Genomic DNA, 16,987 nt, shown 5'->3' with positions numbered 1-16,987 from the left:
TCATGACTGTCTCGGATGATTCACTTTTACCCCCTCAATCCGCCTATGTGCCAGTTGGGGGTGCGGAATGTGGGTTACAGGATCGTATTTACCCTTGATTCCGGGAAACTTGCAAGTCTTGAATAGTTTTTCTCCCAGACACTCGCAGCGGTTTGTCTTGTCAGTTTGCGACAATTTATTGCGATCGTCCTTGCTTAACTGCCAGCAGGGATCGTCAACAATGTTACTCCCCAGATTACTCTGGGTCAACAGCGACTCAAAAGACCATTTGGTAATGGTGATTTGGTTGACGAGGCGGCCAGGAGCCCCAAGAGCGTCGATGGATAGCATCCCGCCACCAAAGGTAATTTGCGGGACGAGAAAGATGATGGTCAGCAGCGGTGCGATATTTTGGTTCGGTGAAAGAGCTGATACAAATAGCCCCATCATCATGCCTGCGATCGAGGCGAGGAATAGGGTGACGTACATCCCTGTTAACGCTTCCGTACCCCCTGGCAAGTCGATCGCCAACTTTTTAAACAGCAAAAAGACAGCAGCTTGATACAAAGCCAAGAGAATACCTACCCAAACTTTCGACAAAATGTAAGGGATGATTTGCAGCCCGATCATCCGTTCCCGGCGGTAGATGTCGTTTTCTTTGACAATTTCCCGCATGGTGGCGAGGCTGCCTACCATCACAGCAATGAGAGCTGTGACAAAGAGCATAGTAATTGCCTGACCTGCATCTCCTGTTTCGAGGCTAAATAAGTCGCGCTTCCAAGTAACAAAATCTAGCAGCCCTAGAGTAGGAGCAACGGCCAGCATTAAAAATAAACCGGCTTTGTCCTGTATTAATATTGCTAGATTTCTTTGGGACAAAATGGCAAACTCTCTGAGGGCCGAAACCCGCTTAGATCGATGAGCTAACGGTTGTTTAGCAGGGGGGGGCTGCAATTCGCCAGGGGCGGCGGGTGGTCGCGATAGCTGCCGCTCTGCCACATATTTTTGATAATGGGAAGACTGCAGGTAGCGCTGTTGCCAGTAGTCCGGTGACTCTTCGCGCTCTACTTTTCGGTAAATTTCATTGAATTTCTGCACGCCAAAGTAGGTAGGGGCTTCTTGTGGTGAACCGCAGTAAGCTACTCTGCCACCTGCTGCCATGAAGATTACCAAGTCGCAGAGGGTGACATTTTCGGTGGCGTGGGTGATCGGCAAGACGGTGCGGCCTTGGTCTGCCAGTTGTCGCAAGAGCTGCATGATTTCGACCTCAGTGCCGGGCGGGGTCTAGTCCAGAGGTGGCTTCATCGAGGAAAAACAAGCTGGGTTTGGTGAGCAGTTCCACGCCGATCGATACCCGCTTGAGCTGACCTCCGCTGAGGGCCTTGACTTGCACGTCTTTGCGATGAGTCAGCCCCAAATCTTCCAACACTTCTTTGACGCGCTGCTTCCGTTCCGCCGGCCGGGTGTCCGCAGGCATCCGCAGTTGGGCGGCGTAGTCGATGGCTTGCTCAACTGTCAATTCCAGGTGGATGATGTCTTTCTGGGGAACGTAGCCGAGTTCGTTGCGGTAGGCGTTGAAGTTCTTGTACAGGTCAACCCCGTTGACGAGGACGGAGCCGCTGGTAGCGGGCCGGAAGCCGTTGAGGGCATCGAGGAGGGTGGACTTGCCGCCGCCGCTGACGCCGGCGATCGCCACAAATTCCCGCGCCTTAATGCTCAAGGAAATATCATTCAGCAGTTTCGTGCCTTTCCCCACAACTTTAGTCAGGTGGACAGCATCAAGCCGCAGGTTGCCTTCTTCGTTATAGGTGGCGAAAGTTTCATCGAAATTGAAGACAAAACGGCACGGGCCGATGCGGATGCTGTCATTGACTTTCAGTACCCTTTCTTCTTTAACGGCTCGGCCGTTGACATAGGTGCCGTTCGTCGAGTTCAAATCTTTGATGATGACCGAGCCGCTTTGCCGTTGCAAGGGAGCGTGGAAACGAGAAACGGATGGGTGTCCTATCGCCGTATCGTTTTGCGAATCCCGCCCTATTGTCAGGCTTTGGCGGTCGCGCATATCGATCTGGCTGACCAAGACTGTTTCATTGCCAAGCAGGTGTTTGGCGGCAACTGTGACCTGTTCATCTAAAGGTTTTTGAACTGCAACAGCCGTGGGATCTGGATCGTCTGCCTGAACGATCAAGCGCAATTCTCTATTGCCAATGCTGATGGTGTCGCCGTTTGCTAGGAAGTGAGGAATGTTCGGTTTGGGCAGGATCTTGTTGACGCGAGTGCCGTCAGTGCTGCCGAAATCTGTAATTTGATAGCGATCGCCTTTTCTACTGATTTGAGCGTGTTGGCGTGACACCAGGGGGTCATTAATGACTAAATCGCTGTTGGTAGCACGCCCGATAGTTACGACTTCAGTATTAACTGAGTATTCCCAGACAAGCTCGCTACCCTTGTGAATTTTTAAAATTGCTGGCGATACAGGCATAGAGAGCTATTTCCATTAATCTTATGTCTTTTATCTCACACTGCCACTGACTTTTCTCAAAGATGTTTTTCTTCTTAACTATCCGGCGTTGTTTAAGAAAAATTAATATTTTTAATCTAAAAAGTGGTAAAAAATGTAACATACAGCTTAGCTATGGTAGCTATAACTTGTGAGTGTGAGGAGCGAGCATGAAAGCAAAATATTTATTACTGTACAGCATCTGGGGAATCCTGTTGGCATCGCCTGCAGCAATTGCCGAAACTTCTGAGGATCTACCTTCCCTAGAGTCGCAAGGAAACGTTGCCGAAGCAGCGCCACAGCTTCTTGCTGCAAGCGAAGAGCAGCTTGCGGGCGCTGCTTTAAGCAGTTTAGAACCGCTTAGGGGCGATCGGGCAGTCAGGAAGCAAAAATCGAGCAGTCCCTCTAAATTTGCCGATCGCGCCTCGGCGACACCGCGCTCGGCAAACCTGATGAGCGGAGAACATATCGGCAGCGACAGCGACGATCGCCCTGTCGAGTCACCGCAAATCCTTGAAGCAACAGGGAATAGCAACCGGGCGGGATCGCCTGCGGATCGGGCTTTAGAACCAACCGACGAGATAAAGCCAGCCCTAGAATCATTAATATCGGAGCCTAAAGTCGCTGTTACTGGCAATAATCAATTACAATTGTCTCCAACAATACCAAACACTTCATCCAATACGATCGCTATTACGGGCAATAACCAAGCGGATCGGGCTTTAGAAACAACCGAGAGAAATCCAGACATAGAATCAGTAATATCAGAGCCTAAAATCGCTGTTACGGACAATAACCAATTACAATTGTCTCCAACAATACCAAACACTTCATCCAATACGATCGCTATTACGGGCAATCACCAATTACAATTGTCTCCAACAATACCAAACACTTCATCCAATACGCCCGCAGCAAAACCTTCGGACTCCCGGAAAAATCAACAACCAAAATTTCAAACAAGTGCAGCAGCAACAGCCATTGCTCAATCCTTAAATGCTGCCCCGCTCGGCACGCCGAGACCTGTCAATGAGGTAGTTCAAGAAACCGAAAACAATTCAGCCTCCAACTTAATGAGGCAAGTAACATCTGTTTCCCAACTCTCAGACGTAAAGCCCACAGACTGGGCTTTTCAAGCCCTGCAATCGCTGGTTGAGCGTTACGGCTGCATTGCTGGCTACCCCGACGGTACTTTCCGAGGCAATCGAGCACTAACTCGCTACGAATTTGCTGCTGGCTTGAATGCTTGCTTAGACCAAATTAGAAGCCAAATTGGAGCCAAGACAGCCGATTACATCACCAAAGAAGACTTAAGCATCGTGCAACGGCTGCAAGAAGAATTTGCAGCGGAACTAGCAACCCTGCGCGGCCGAGTTGACTTGCTAGAAGCGCGGACGACAGAATTAGAAGCAAATCGTTTTACCCGCACCACGACAATTTTTGGCGGAGAAGCGATCTTCGCGCTGTCTCAAGCGTGGGGCGGGAACCCTCCGGGGGAAGGCAAATCGAACCTCGCCTTCACAAACTCGGTGCGGCTCCAAACAGTCACTACTTTTACAGGAAAAGACAGGCTGCGAATCGAACTGCAATCAGGGAATTTCCGAGGTCGAGGCTTTGCCGAACCTAGCGCCCTCAACACCTTTACTTCCTTGCTATCCTTTCAGTCAGATACGGCAAACCAAATCCAGCTTTCAGCGGTAGAGTACCGCTTCCCAGTCTTAAACGATCGCATTGTTGTCACCCTCCGCCCCGCAGGTTTTAACCTCAGCAGCGTACTCACCGCTAACTCGCCCTTCTATGACAATGGTCGAGGAGCCATTTCCCGCTTCGGAGAAGCCAACCCCATCTTAAAAATCGGCGACTTAGATACAGGCGTAGGGATGGACTGGCTGATCGGACGCCGCTTCCGCTTGCAGTTAGCTTACGGCGCGAGAAATGGTAGCAGTCCCAGCCAGGGAGCGGTATTTGGCAAAGACAACTGGGTGGCCGGAGCGCAATTTTTATTCCTGTTAGGCAATAGCGCCCAAACAGGTTTGACCGCCATCTACGGTTCATCGCCCAACGGCCGCTTGGGAACCTTTACAGGCAGCGGCGCGGCTGACGCTTCTGGATTCATCAACCAGCGCTCAAATATCGGTGCTGTCGGCGGCAGTTTTCAATGGCGCGTTACCCCTCGCTTCACCTTCGCCACTTGGGGCGGTGTTATGGGCGCCTATGCCTCCAAAACTGAATCGGGCGCTGCCAGCACGACCTTTGCTGTTGCTTTAGGATTTCCTGACCTGGTTCAGGAGGGAGACTTGCTGGGGATCGTAGTCGGCCAGCCGCCCAGTTTGGTGCAGTACGAGGATTTTTCCGTATCCACTGGGTTGCCGGGAGGCAAAGATTTTTCACTGCACGCTGAAGCTTTTTACCGCTTCAACCTCAGTGATTCTGTTTCGGTCACGCCCGGTTTCTTCTTAGTGACAAACCCTGGCAATTTTGCCAGCAACAACACGATCTATATCGGCACAATCCGCACGACTTTCAGATTCTAACTGTTACTGTAGTAGTAGTTAGCTGCTAACTCGCAAAAGAGGAAAATTTAATGGCAACTCAACAAAAAATTACGCGCATTTTAGCTGGTGGCCGCCTCTGGGTGTTGCCTGCTGCTTTTAGCTTCCTCAGTTTAAGTTGGGTAGCACCAGCAAATGCGGTCGAAACTGCACCGCCAAATGCACCCAGCTTTTTAATTTCACAAGCAACCCAAACTAAACCTGCGGCATCTCGCCCTCGGCCGAAGCCTGCATTTTTTGAAGAAGAGAGGAGGCCGAGATTTGGGTTTGGCGACTTCCTGAACTCTGCCTTGGATGGGGTAGACAATTCCTTCTCTGGCGATGCCGTGCAAAAGTCTTCCATTACCCTAGAGCCTGTGTCTGAAGTTTTCACGAGAGGCGTTAATGGCACCCTCACAGTAGGTATTAATGATAATCGCCGGACAACTAGCGACCCGATAAATAATCCTGCTTTCTTGAACGGATCTTTTCTGAGCACTGACGGCACTAACCTGCAATTTTCTAATGTCATTTCCGGTTCTAGTCCCCAAAGAGGAACTTTGAACGTAAATGGTACGATCTTTATCAATGGCGTGCCAAATCCTGTCATCGGTGTGAGGGAATACAGCGCCAGCGGTAACGAAAATAATGGTTTTGTTAGCGCCACCGTGCAGTTAGTCGATCCGAATAACCCGTCGCAAGCGATTTTTATCCAAGTGCCAGCGAGTCGAAATTCAGGCGATAGAAATACGGCAAGGGGCCCTGCTAACCTGTCAATCGGTCGCCCAATTGACCGCTAAGCGGATTGAGAAAATAGAGCCGGGAAAATGCCTTTGCAGTAGTAGCATCGGCATGATTCCAGGCTAGCAATCTAAAAAACATTTAGTTTGTAGTTTGTAGGGTGCGTCAGACGAAGTTATACAACGACTATCGAGGATGGATGGTTCTGATGCACCCTGCTTTATGTGCCAGTTGCGTAAGTTTTAAATTAGCTAACTTAATGAGGAAATGTGAATATGTTGTCGATCAAACTGATGGTGGGACAACTTTTGGCTGGCCTCGCCATAGGAGTCCAAGCAATGCCTGCTATGGCGGAACTTTCCCCGCCGGAAATCAATTCCATCGCCCGACAGACAACGGTACTGATCGCGCCCGGACTCACCCCGGAGTTGCGCCGGGACTTGGAGGAGAACCGCAATAACCCGTTAGAAAATAGACAAGTCTGGAACCCAGGTTCAGGGGCGATAGTGGCTCGCGAAGGCAATAAATACTACGTTTTAACTGTCGCTCACAACTTTTTCCAGAGGTACTTAGATACTCCAGAGTTCTGGCAAAACTCTGGTGGGACTCCCTTCTACGGTATCCGCACTTGGGACGGTGAAGTTCACAAAGTCGAAGGTGTCAACGACGGCAGGAGTTGCCCCCTTAGAGGGATCGCCGAGGTGCGATCGCTGATCCGATTCGGTTGCCGCGATCGCTTCGTCCCCGATACAGAAACAGTCGATCGCAATGGCGGCCAAGATAACGTCAAAGGCATCGACTTAGCCATCATCAGTTTTACCAGCCCCAAAGACTACGCCGTTGCTTCTATAGGAGATTCCAGCACAGTCAAAATTGGCGATCGGGTTTACATTTCCGGCTGGCCAGATCCCGAACTCGAGCAAGCTCAAGCCGGCCAAAGCGTCCGCCCGGTTTCCCGCAGGCAGAGGCGTTTAGCATGGGGATCTGTGGGGGCGAAACTCTCGCCTGATGCCAGCAACCAAGGCTACAGCATCTTTTACACCGACTGCACTCGCGCTGGGATGAGTGGCGGGCCTGTCTTTGACAAAGACGGCCGTCTTGTCGGCAATCACGGCCTGGGCAGCAGCAACAAGCAATCCTGTGGCAGCGAGGGCAGCGCTAACAGCTTGTTGGAATCGAGGGAGCGCCCGGATGCGCCCGGACAGATGCCTGACGCCAACAGCTTGAGGCAGAGGTTTAGCGGTTCGCAGCAAGTCAATCAAGCCCTCGACTTGACCCAGCAGAGCAGACTGCGTTTACCCTTCAACTTGCAGATGCCTACTGCTGAGTTGATTAATAGAGGGTTGGCTGGTCAAGCCGTTCAAGTCCCTTTTGGCAGCAGCGGCCGCCTCGAATTTGACATTGCCGCCGATCGCACTTCAGGCGCATTTGACGATCCCAGCGATGTCATCCCCGACATTTACAAGGAATATTCCTCTTTTTCTGGACTGGGCAGCCGCGTGAGAGACGTACCCTCCGGCGGGTGCGGCACTATTTTGCTAGGAGAACCGTGCCCGTGAGGAAGGTAGCAGAAGGAAACTTAAAACTTCTGCTCTCTCCCTTACCTCAAAGCTTCTGCGCCAATCCCTTGCCTGCTACCAAACCAAACCGCCAGCCGGCGAGGGATTGGCCGGGGAAGCCACTGCACCTTCAACTACCGTGTTATTCAGGAATTGCTTGAAGTCAATGTAAACAGCGCTGGGTTCGTCTTGGCTTTCATAGAGGGGGCCGCTCGCGCCAGCGCGGATGTTGAACAAGCGCTGTACCGTTTCCCCAGCATTCGACCCCGGTTTGAGGGTAAATAGTACATTAGCGCCACTACAGGGACGCCCGCTAGCCTGTGCCGCGCACACCACCGCTTGCCCGTTCACGTAACCGCTGGCGATGAAGTTGAGTTGCCCGGAGTTGTAAAAATTCTGGAAGCGGGCAGAAACCTCCTGGCAGCGTCTTTCCGGCGTGAACCCACCCCCGCTGAAATAGTCAGAGAACCAGCGGATCACAGGAACTTGCCCTCGTGTCGTGACAGCATAAGTTGTGGGCAAACCGTTAGCGCCAGAAGCGCAAATAAAGCTCGTCCGTTGTACTGGGGCGGGCTGCGCGGCAAGAGTTGGTTCTGGGTCGATCGGCGGGCTGCTGGAAGTAGCGCCCAGGGGAATCAGGCCCGGCGGCAGGAGTACCCTGTTAATCCTGACAATCACCCCATTTTTTGCTAGCAGTGGTAATTCTCTAGCAGTAGCGTCGTTGATAATTACTTGAGTGGCGCTACTGCTAGCACTAACTTTGACTGTCGTGCCGTCTAGGGTTTTCAGTTCTCCACTTAGGAGGTCGCTCTCACTGATTTCGCCAGGAATGACGTGATACCTGATAATTCTTTGCAGCAATTCTCGGTTTTCTGGCCGCAATAATTTTTCCAACATCCCTGGCGGCAAGGCAGCAAAGGCTTCCTCGGTCGGTGCGAGAATGGTAAGCGGATTATTTCCTGACAGCAGGGGGATTAAGCTCGTCTCCCGCAAGACGGCAGAAAAAGTTGTTAGAGAGCGGTTCCTGCTTAGCCCTTGAACTAAGGTTAAAGTGGGACTATCGTCTGATTGGTAGGAAGCGCCCCGGTTGAAAAAGCGATAATAAGGGTAAAACCGCTGGGAAAATGCTGCTGAGAAAGTCCAGAGTGCGCTCGCCCCTACCAGTCCAACGATAACTGCTAACCTTGCCATCCTACCTGTATGCTTTAACCTATTCATAAATATTTCCTCCTTTTAAAACATTAAACTTTTATAAAGCCATGCCTGACTATATTTCTTCAAGTCTTCTCAATCACGAGTTGTTCAGTGGCAAGTCAAGTTTTTTTTGACAGACTATATCTTATATAATATCTTTAGTAGGTAATAGATGGCAAGGGGTTTAAGACTGATCTTTGCTGCCAAATTATACCTCTGGCGCTGGGAACTAGATGGTCAAGCTCAAAGAGAAACTCGCTTAGGTCAAAAACGATGCAGGAGACAATACTAGGTGGACGCTACAAAATTATCAGGCGGTTGGGAGGCGGGGGCTTCGGTCAGGCTTATCTGGCTGTTGACACGCAGTTACCGGGAACCCCCCAATGCGTCGTCAAACAGCTCAAGCCTCAAACTGCCGACTTAGCCACAGCGCGGCGCCTATTTGACCGAGAAGCGACAACTCTGCACAAGTTAGGGCAAGGCCACGACCAGATACCGCGCCTGTTTGCCCACTTTGAAGAAAAGGAAGAATTTTATCTGGTAGAGGACTATTATGAAGGCGAGACGCTAGGCGAAGAACTCCAGCGTTTGAAGCGTTTCAGGGAACCGCAGGCGATCGCCCTATTGCAAGATATCCTGTCTATCCTTAAGTATGTCCACAGCCACAACGTCATCCACCGAGACATTAAACCGTCGAACATTATCCGGCGTAAGAGAGATGGGAAATTAACCTTGATTGACTTTGGCGTTGTCAAACTGCTCGGCTTTGCCAACCTGTCAGAGCTCCAAACCAACGCTGAAACTGTTGCTGTCAGCACTTATGGCTATACGCCTCCGGAACAACAAAACGGCCATCCCCGCCTGAACAGCGATATCTACGCCTTGGGCGTCACAGCAATTAAAGCTTTGACGGGAAAAGACATCAAGGATTTACAGATTAATTTGCACAACTGGCGGGAGCAAGTGCAGGTGAGCGACGAGCTGGCAGCGATTTTGGATAAAATGGTGCGCTTGGACTTTCAGCAGCGCTACCAGAGGGTTGAGGAGGTGCTCGGCGACTTAGAGGCGATGGTAGCGGAATTCAACCAGCCCACGCAAGTGCGGGAAACCCAGGCGCGGGAAACCCAGGCGCGGGAAACCCAGGCGCGGCTAACTCAGGCGCGGGAAACAGCGATCCGCCCCGCTCCGACTCCAGCGTCTGCGCCGATTGCCCCAACTAAGGGGTTTGCTTTTAAACCCTGGCACTTAGTGGCGATCGCAGGTGTCGTTACTGCTGCGTTATTGGGCGGGTGGAAGCTCTACGAACCCAATTTCTACTTGCAACAAGCTAAGCAACAGCTAGATAAGTACCAACCAGAAAAAGCCTTAGACACCTTTCAGAGACTCATTGACAGCAAACCCAATGACCCCCAAGCTTGGAGGGGCAGGGGAGATGCGCTCCTAGCTCTCGCTCGGTATGAAAGAGCCCTCAGTGCCTATGACAAAGCGCTGCAACTCCAGCCGAACGATGCCAAAACATTAAACAAAAAAGGCGAAACGCTTTATGAATTGCAGCGCTACCAAGAAGCGCTAGATACTCACGAGCAAGCGCTCAAAGCTGCTGATAACGACCCCGAAGCCTGGTATGGCAAAGGCAGAGCTTTTATTGGCTTGAAGCGCTACGAAGATGCTCTTACTGCCTTTGACAAAGCGCGGGAAATTAAGCCTCAGTCCCCCTCAGTTTGGTACAGCAAAGGTATCGCCTTAGAGTATTTGAATCGGCGGCCAGAAGCGCTCAAAATTTATGAGGAGGCAGTGGCAACTTACGACGAACAGCTTAAAGCGAACCCTAATAATTTGAAAGGCTGGGTCGAACGGGGTTCTGTGCTCAGCAAGTTGGGGCGCTTCAACGATGTACTCGACTCTGCAGAAAAAGCGCTGAAAGCTAACCCCGACTTCTATCCGGCACTGGTACTCAAAGGCAATGCGCTGCGCGTGACAGGGAAGGCAGATGAAGCCCTGCAAGCTTATAACAAAGCCCTGCAAATCCGCCCGGACGATTATTTGACGCTGCACAATCGAGGAACGTTACTAGCAGAAAAAGGAGATTTTATACAAGGGATTAAATCCTTTGATAAAGCCCTAGAAATTCGGTCAAGCTTCTCTCCGGCTTGGGTCGATCGCGGCATAGCTTTCAGCCAAAATAACCAACAAAAAGAAGCAATCGAATCTTTTGACAAAGCGCTTAGCTATGCACCAAAAGACGCTCAAGCGCTAGTAGGTAAGGGAATTTCACTGAGTGCGCTGAACCGAAATGAGGAAGCGCTAGCTGCCTTTGAACAAGCCAAAGAAATCGAGCCAAATGACCCCTTTCTTTGGGCTAACCGAGCTGCTGTTCTAGAGAATTTAAAACGGAATGATGAAGCGCTAAAATCCTATGACGAGGCAATAAGGCTTAAGCCTGACTTTCAAGCGGCGATCGAGGAGCGGCAAAAGTTGCGGCAGAAGTTATGAGGCGAAAAAGTGACAGGCAATCTTGCAGCTAGCTGCATTCGCCAGGTACGAATTGTGAGAAAATCTGCTGTTGGCGCAGATGGGTATTTCGGCGCGATGGCGAAGCGCCGGCGTAGGCATCGCGCTGATGCTTGATCTAGCCGAATATTTGTTTAGTTAAATCCGTTTTTCAACAGGCAGGATAGATAGATGATAGTGGCAATGACAGGGGCGACTGGTTTCCTTGGAAGCAATCTCCTTTTTGAGATTTTTAAGCAAAATTTTACTCAATTAGATCGGTTAAAAATCTTTGCTTTGGGACGAGCTAAAACTGCCGATCAGTTGGGGGAATCCCTGGAAAAATTGATGGCTAATGATGGCAGGAAATATTTGGGTTTGAGTCAAGAAGAATATGAGCAAAAATTGCAACCTATAGTCAAACAGTGTATCATCCCAATTCCTGCTGATTTAACTCAGGATAATTTGGCTTTATCACTGCATGAATTCAGCAATTTAAAGCAAGCTAAAATAGACTTTTTCTTTCATGTTGCCGCTCTCACAGATTTAAGGTGCGATCGCAGCGTTGAATTTTCATGCTCAGAAATCAACGTTAAGGGTACTCAAAGGGTTTTAGACTTAGTTTCAATCCTAAATCTGAGAGAATTTATTTATATTGGCACAGCATTTAGTTGCGGAATGGAAGTAGGTGAAATCCAACCAGATTCGATCAATCCAAATAATTTATTTCGCAATCCTTATGAATCTTCCAAACTTAAATCGGAATTGTTAGTGAGAGATTTTTTCAGAAATAAAGCAATGAAGTTTAGGGTCTTTAGACCTTCTGTTCTAGCTGGGAGGCTGATCGAGAGACCAATAGGTACTACTAAAAAATTTGACGTTTTTTATAGTATTCCTGCCTTTATTGTTAAAAATAAATATGAAATCGTGAACTCTTTAAATAAGTTATATAGTGAAATTGTAGAAATGCCCCTGCGAGTCCACCTAAATTATAACAGCGGACTTAATATCGTTCCCGTAGATTATGCAGTGAAAATTATCTATGGCGCTTCTTGCATTCACAGCGATCCCTCAACTTTTTACCACATCGCTAATCTCCAACCAATTCCGCATATAGAATATGGCAAGTGGATGCTAGAGGCGATCGCGGTTAAGGGCTGCATTCCCAGCCCCGAAGAACCAACCAATAAAAACTCATTGGAAAAACTTTACTATAGGACTGTTGGAAGAGTTTTGCAGCCGTATATGCTGTCTGAACCAATGGATTTTAAAACTGACAATTTGAGAAGTTTGGAAAACAAGCTTAATATAGAATGTCCGCCTATCAACAAAGATAACTTTATGAAATTGATGGACTTTGCCAAGCAGCAGTATTTTGGCTTAAATCTCACTTAAGTTTTCAGTGTAAACAGGTATTGACGGGAAGCAAATAATCGGCAAAAGCATTCAGGGAATTGTTATATCAAAATCATTCCGGCTACGCCGGGAATTGAGATCGTTTAGGAATGTTATATTTAGTTACATAAATTCCCAAAAAAGCCCTTGACAATAGGACATATATATATATAATTAAAGAAATTTATCTGCAATAGCTGGCATTTCCGAAGCAATCACATCGTAGTTTAGGTGTAAGTTTAGGTGTAAGTTTAGATGTAAGTTTAGGTGTAAGTGAGGAGTTATGGTGAGAGCAAAGCATTTTTTATTGGCTGTTGGGGTATTTTTGTGGGCTGCACCGGTGGCTGCGTCCGAGGTGGCAATGAGTACAGAAGCGACGCCTGGGGCAACGGCAAGTGGTGATGAAGATATTGTAAAAACAGGGGAAATTGCCACCGCTTCCAGCAGCTATTCAGGGAGGATAACTGCAATTGAAGATGTTTTAATCGACCCGTCCAAGGCTCAAGTAGAACATCAGGAAGTCAGAGAAAGTGGCAGCAGCAACGCTGACGAGTCCTTGACATCTGCGATCGCGCCGAGTGCTCACCCGATCCTATCTCAGGAACTGCCAAACAATGCAGCGCCAGCTACAGTTTCCCAGCCGTCGAACAGCACAGAACCTAGTGCAGTTTTTCCCCTCACGACCGCGCCGAGTGATAACCCGATTCTATCTCAGGAACTGCCAAACAATGCAGCGCCAGCTACAGTTTCCCTGCCGTCGAATAGCACAGAACCTAGTGCAGTTTTTCCCCTCACGACCGCGCCGAGTGCTAACCCGATCCTATCTCAGGAACTGCCAAACAATGCAGCGCCAGCTACAGTTTCCCAGCCGTCGAATAGCACAGAACCTAGTGCAGTTTTTCCCCTCACGACCGCGCCGAGTGCTAACCCGATCCTATCTCAGGAACTGCCAAACAATGCAGCGCCAGCTACAGTTTCCCAGCCGTCGAATAGCACAGAACCTAGTGCAGTTTTTCCCCTCACTCAAGTCAATGTCCAAGCAAATGGGACAGCAAATGATGGGATGCGACAGGTAACATCTGTGTCTCAATTGTCAGATGTTCAGCCTACAGATTGGGCGTTTCAAGCGCTGCAATCTTTGGTAGAAAGGTATGGCTGCATCGCGGGCTATCCCGACGGGACTTTTCGGGGAAATCGCGCCTTAACCCGCTATGAATTTGCCGCTGGTTTGAACGCTTGTTTAGACCAAGTTACCAAGCAAATTGGCGCGAATACAGCTAATTTAATTACAAAAGAAGACTTGGTAATTCTGCAAAAACTGCAAGAAGAATTTGCGACAGAATTAGCAAGTTTACGGGGGCGAGTCGATGGTTTAGAGGCGCGGACGGCAGAGTTGCAGGCCAATCAATTTTCTACTACAACTATCCTGGGGGGAGAAGTGATTTTTGGACTGGCGGCGGCCAGCGGTGGCAATCCACCGGGGAAAGGTGATAAAAATGTCATTTTCGGACACTTGACGCGCTTGCAGCTTACTTCTTCTTTTACTGGCAAAGACCGCTTTCGGATTCAGTTAGCAAGCGGTAATTTTAGTAATGGGGGATTTGCAAGTGCGAATTCCTTGGGAACCAATCAGGCGAGGCTGTCTTACCAGACGGATTTGAACAATTTAATTGCCTTGGATTTGGTGGAATATCGCTTTCCGGCTTTTAGCGATCGCGTAGTGTTTACAGTGAGGCCTGTTGGCTTCAGTTTAAGCAGCGTTTTGACAGCCAACTCTCCCTATTTTGACACGGGGCGGGGTGCGATTTCCCGTTTTGCTGAAGCGAGCCCACTCTTTAAAATTGGCAACTTAGAAGCGGGGGTTGGTGTTGACTGGTTGCTGACTCGAAAACTGCGGTTGCAGTTGGCTTATGGCACGGCAAATTCTAGCAGTCCGGAACAGGGTAAAGGCTTTGTAGCGAGCGATCGCAGCGCTTTAGGCGTGCAGCTTTTAATCAAGCCTGCGGCTACAATTTCAACCGGGATTACTTATATCAATGCCTATTCCAAGAGGGGTTTTTTGGAGACTTATACAGGTAGCATTAATGCTGATACATCAGGGGGAATTAACGAGCCTTCCCAAATTAATGCTTTCGGGGGGACGCTACAGTGGCGGATTACTCCTAAGCTAAATTTTGCGACTTGGGGCGGGTGGATCAACTCGGATTCTACGAAGTCGAATGCTTTTGCTAGAACTACGACCTATATGTTTACTTTAGGTCTGATCGATCCGTTAGGACGGGAAGGGGATTTGTTAGCATTTGTCTTTGGCCAGCCGCCCCGATTAGTGGATGGGAGGAACTTAATCGCGGGTAAAGACCGAGACACTTCTTTGCACTTTGAACTGTTTTACCGCTTGCGGGTGAACGATAATATCTCCATTACACCGGGATTTTTTGTGGTGACTAATCCTGAGAATAATGCCAATAACAACAGCCTGTTTGTCGGGACAGTGCGGACAACTTTCAGTTTTTAAGAGAGGCAATAATGAATAAAGCGAATATCTTGTTTATCGGTTTAACTGTCGGAATGTATTGCTGTTTTGGAGGTGCTATCAAGGCAGCTAATGCTGGGGAAGTAGAGGGAACAAAATCTAATTTAACAGCACAAAATCCTGCCACACCTAATGCAAAACCAGCGGGAGACCCGACAATTCCTAGGCCAAAATCTGCTTTTTTTGAACAAGAAAGAAGAACGAATGACGGGTTTACTGATTTCCTCACCGATGCGGTTGATGGAGTTAGCGATCCGATGGGGGGAACCGGAGGAGTTGGGACTGGTTTTGACGGGCCGAGAATAGAGGCGGGGGTGGGGCGATCGCCAGGGCTGTCCTCCTTTGACCGGACTTCGGTGGTGATTCCCCGGCGGTAGAGAGGACAGTTGGGTGGGCAAATAGCCCGCCTCAAATTTCTGAAAGCGATTGCTAACTATCAGCTTTCGGTTTGACCAGCGTAAACGTTTTAAATAGGAGATAAAAATGCCTTTCAACACAGACAGCATTGGTGGCGGAATCGGCACGGAACCCGGTGCAGGTGGCATTTCCATTGGCGAAAGTAACACAGTAGAATCGTCGCCATCTCGCACTCCCATATCACTCAATTTTGATGGCATTGGCGACTTACAACCTGTTGCTAACTTTCTTCCTTCTACCGCCCGCGTTTCCATTTCTCCCAACGCTTTAGGAATTGTTGATTTTGCTTCAGGTGGCAGCGGAAATTTTTTGAGCACCACTGGCGGAAGAAATACAGCACTGACATACAAAGAGAGTGATTCGATTGTCCTCAATATCAATGATGGATTTACAGGTCAGCTATCCTTCAAGTATTCTTCACCCTTTTTTGACGGGCATCAAGTTAAAATTTATGACGGTTTGAATGCCACAGGAAGTCAACTAATTTCTGTTCCTTTGGCTAGGACTAATGAAGGTCGCGGGTTGATTGGTGCTTACAATCCCTTCCAGCCTGTTACAATTCCTTTTAATGGCACTGCGAAATCAATTCAAATTGGCAGCAGGGCTGATAAACTTTTAATAGATGACATTCAATTAGTGGCCGGGTCAGCAACCACGCCAACGCCAGCTCTTCCGCCAGTAACGATACCCGCACCAGTAACGACAGCACCGACGCTATTTGCGGATGTTTCAGTGAGCCAGAATGATAGCCCAGAACCGGTTACAGTTGGCAACAATTTGACCTATACGGTGACAGTTACTAATAACAGTCCTGTCAATGCGGCGGATAATGTGGTTTTAACGGATAATTTGCCAGCCGGAGTAACTGTTGTTTCTGCAAATTCTAGTCAGGGAACTGTTACAGTCAACCCTGCGGGAACAGGAAATTTGCCTCGAACAGCGCAACAAGTCACACCAGTTTCTCCTAGTGCAATCACAGCTAATTTAGGCACAATTCCGCCTAATGGCAGCGTTGTCACCACAATCGTTGTCACCCCAACGGCAGCAGGCTTAATTACCAATACTGTCAGCGTCTCTACCTCAAGTTCAGATCCAAATTTAGCAAATAATAGCGCTAGCGAAACTACCGTAGTCAATCGGATAATAACTCCGACGCCAACGCCGTTAAGCATCAGCGGCTCCACATTCAACGATCTCAATAGGAACGGCATTCGAGATCCACGCGAGAGCCCCCTTTCCAATGTCAGAATCTTCATTGATGCAAATGGTAACGGTGTCCCAGATGTAGCAGAAGCTTCAACTGTTACCGATGCTAGTGGAAACTTCCTATTCACCAATTTATCAGCGGGTAATTATGCAGTAACGGAAATCGTGCCATCTGGTTCCACAACTACCACTGGCAATCCTGTTAACGTTAATCTCACTAATAGTGATGTCACACTTTTCTTTGGCATCACAAGCCAAACTACCGTAGTCAGTCCTCCGTTAAGCATTAGCGGCTCCACATTCAACGATCTCAATGCTAACGGTCGCCAAGATCAGGGCGAACTAGGCATTGCCAATGTGACCACCTTCATTGATGCAAATGGTAACGGTGTCCCAGATGTAGCAGAAGCTTCAACTGTTACCGATGCTAGTGGAAACTTCC

At 49.0% G+C, this 16,987-nt stretch carries 12 protein-coding genes; 9 read left to right on the top strand and 3 right to left on the bottom strand.

Features of this window, described 5'->3' with window-relative positions; translation table 11 throughout:
• Together QUA56_RS28215 and QUA56_RS28210 are read right to left on the bottom strand one after the other, a co-directional pair.
• Window positions 1-1,236, bottom strand: coding sequence for an ABC transporter permease (locus QUA56_RS28215; RefSeq protein ID WP_333364748.1), 1,236 nt, complete (start codon window positions 1,234-1,236; stop codon window positions 1-3).
• A 10-nt stretch (window positions 1,237-1,246) separates the two neighbouring features.
• Window positions 1,247-2,461 carry an FHA domain-containing protein gene (locus QUA56_RS28210; RefSeq protein WP_333364745.1) on the bottom strand — a complete coding sequence of 405 codons (1,215 nt, stop codon included), beginning with the start codon at window positions 2,459-2,461 and terminating at the stop codon, window positions 1,247-1,249.
• A gap of 188 nt (window positions 2,462-2,649) precedes the next feature.
• Here QUA56_RS28210 and QUA56_RS28205 point away from each other — a divergent pair, with 188 nt between their 5' ends.
• The 3 genes from QUA56_RS28205 to QUA56_RS28195 all read left to right on the top strand — a co-directional run bounded on the left by QUA56_RS28205 (window position 2,650) and on the right by QUA56_RS28195 (window position 7,310).
• Window positions 2,650-5,013 carry an iron uptake porin gene (locus tag QUA56_RS28205; protein ID WP_333364742.1) on the top strand — a complete coding sequence of 788 codons (2,364 nt, stop codon included), beginning with the start codon at window positions 2,650-2,652 and terminating at the stop codon, window positions 5,011-5,013.
• Between the two features lie 50 nt (window positions 5,014-5,063).
• Complete coding sequence (locus QUA56_RS28200; protein ID WP_333364739.1) at window positions 5,064-5,810, top strand: hypothetical protein; 747 nt, start codon at window positions 5,064-5,066, stop codon at window positions 5,808-5,810.
• Between the two features lie 216 nt (window positions 5,811-6,026).
• A complete protein-coding gene (locus QUA56_RS28195; protein ID WP_333364736.1) occupies window positions 6,027-7,310 on the top strand; it encodes a serine protease in 1,284 nt (427 codons plus the stop codon).
• 75 nt (window positions 7,311-7,385) lie between these two features.
• Here QUA56_RS28195 and QUA56_RS28190 read toward each other — a convergent pair whose 3' ends face one another.
• Window positions 7,386-8,528, bottom strand: coding sequence for a COP23 domain-containing protein (locus tag QUA56_RS28190; protein ID WP_333364734.1), 1,143 nt, complete (start codon window positions 8,526-8,528; stop codon window positions 7,386-7,388).
• A gap of 249 nt (window positions 8,529-8,777) precedes the next feature.
• Between QUA56_RS28190 and QUA56_RS28185 the strand changes: the two genes are divergently transcribed.
• From QUA56_RS28185 to QUA56_RS28160, 6 genes are all read left to right on the top strand, one after another.
• Window positions 8,778-10,997 (top strand): tetratricopeptide repeat protein, encoded by a 2,220-nt coding sequence (locus tag QUA56_RS28185; protein ID WP_333364731.1) that lies wholly within the window; start codon window positions 8,778-8,780, stop codon window positions 10,995-10,997.
• Between the two features lie 9 nt (window positions 10,998-11,006).
• A complete protein-coding gene (locus QUA56_RS28180; RefSeq protein WP_333364728.1) occupies window positions 11,007-11,132 on the top strand; it encodes a hypothetical protein in 126 nt (41 codons plus the stop codon).
• Window positions 11,133-11,186: 54 nt separating this feature from the next.
• Entirely contained in the window at window positions 11,187-12,389 is a 1,203-nt protein-coding gene (locus tag QUA56_RS28175; RefSeq protein ID WP_333364725.1) for an SDR family oxidoreductase, read from the top strand.
• A 283-nt stretch (window positions 12,390-12,672) separates the two neighbouring features.
• Window positions 12,673-14,904 carry an iron uptake porin gene (locus QUA56_RS28170; RefSeq protein ID WP_333364722.1) on the top strand — a complete coding sequence of 744 codons (2,232 nt, stop codon included), beginning with the start codon at window positions 12,673-12,675 and terminating at the stop codon, window positions 14,902-14,904.
• Window positions 14,905-14,915: 11 nt separating this feature from the next.
• Complete coding sequence (locus QUA56_RS28165) at window positions 14,916-15,299, top strand: hypothetical protein (RefSeq protein ID WP_333364719.1); 384 nt, start codon at window positions 14,916-14,918, stop codon at window positions 15,297-15,299.
• Window positions 15,300-15,405: 106 nt separating this feature from the next.
• A partial coding sequence (locus QUA56_RS28160) for an SdrD B-like domain-containing protein (protein ID WP_333364716.1) occupies window positions 15,406-16,987 on the top strand: 1,582 nt, incomplete at its 3' end.

Origin of the sequence: Microcoleus sp. N3A4 (genome assembly GCF_036701805.1) — a bacterium.
In the GTDB taxonomy this organism is placed as follows: Bacteria; Cyanobacteriota; Cyanobacteriia; order Cyanobacteriales; family Microcoleaceae; genus Microcoleus.
Note: the sequence above shows the minus strand (reverse complement) of the source record. Positions and strands in the feature narration are given on the sequence as shown.

Bases quoted from the DNA above. Each gene is read 5' to 3' on its own strand.
- QUA56_RS28200 (WP_333364739.1), top strand. From the start codon at position 5,064: ATGGCAACTCAACAAAAAATTACGCGCATTTTAGCTGGTGGCCGCCTC.
- QUA56_RS28175 (WP_333364725.1), top strand. From the start codon at position 11,187: ATGATAGTGGCAATGACAGGGGCGACTGGTTTCCTTGGAAGCAATCTC.
- QUA56_RS28195 (WP_333364736.1), top strand. From the start codon at position 6,027: ATGTTGTCGATCAAACTGATGGTGGGACAACTTTTGGCTGGCCTCGCC.
- QUA56_RS28215 (WP_333364748.1), bottom strand. From the start codon at position 1,236: ATGCAGCTCTTGCGACAACTGGCAGACCAAGGCCGCACCGTCTTGCCG.
- QUA56_RS28205 (WP_333364742.1), top strand. From the start codon at position 2,650: ATGAAAGCAAAATATTTATTACTGTACAGCATCTGGGGAATCCTGTTG.
- QUA56_RS28170 (WP_333364722.1), top strand. From the start codon at position 12,673: ATGGTGAGAGCAAAGCATTTTTTATTGGCTGTTGGGGTATTTTTGTGG.
- QUA56_RS28165 (WP_333364719.1), top strand. From the start codon at position 14,916: ATGAATAAAGCGAATATCTTGTTTATCGGTTTAACTGTCGGAATGTAT.
- QUA56_RS28190 (WP_333364734.1), bottom strand. From the start codon at position 8,528: ATGAATAGGTTAAAGCATACAGGTAGGATGGCAAGGTTAGCAGTTATC.
- QUA56_RS28185 (WP_333364731.1), top strand. From the start codon at position 8,778: ATGCAGGAGACAATACTAGGTGGACGCTACAAAATTATCAGGCGGTTG.
- QUA56_RS28210 (WP_333364745.1), bottom strand. From the start codon at position 2,461: ATGCCTGTATCGCCAGCAATTTTAAAAATTCACAAGGGTAGCGAGCTT.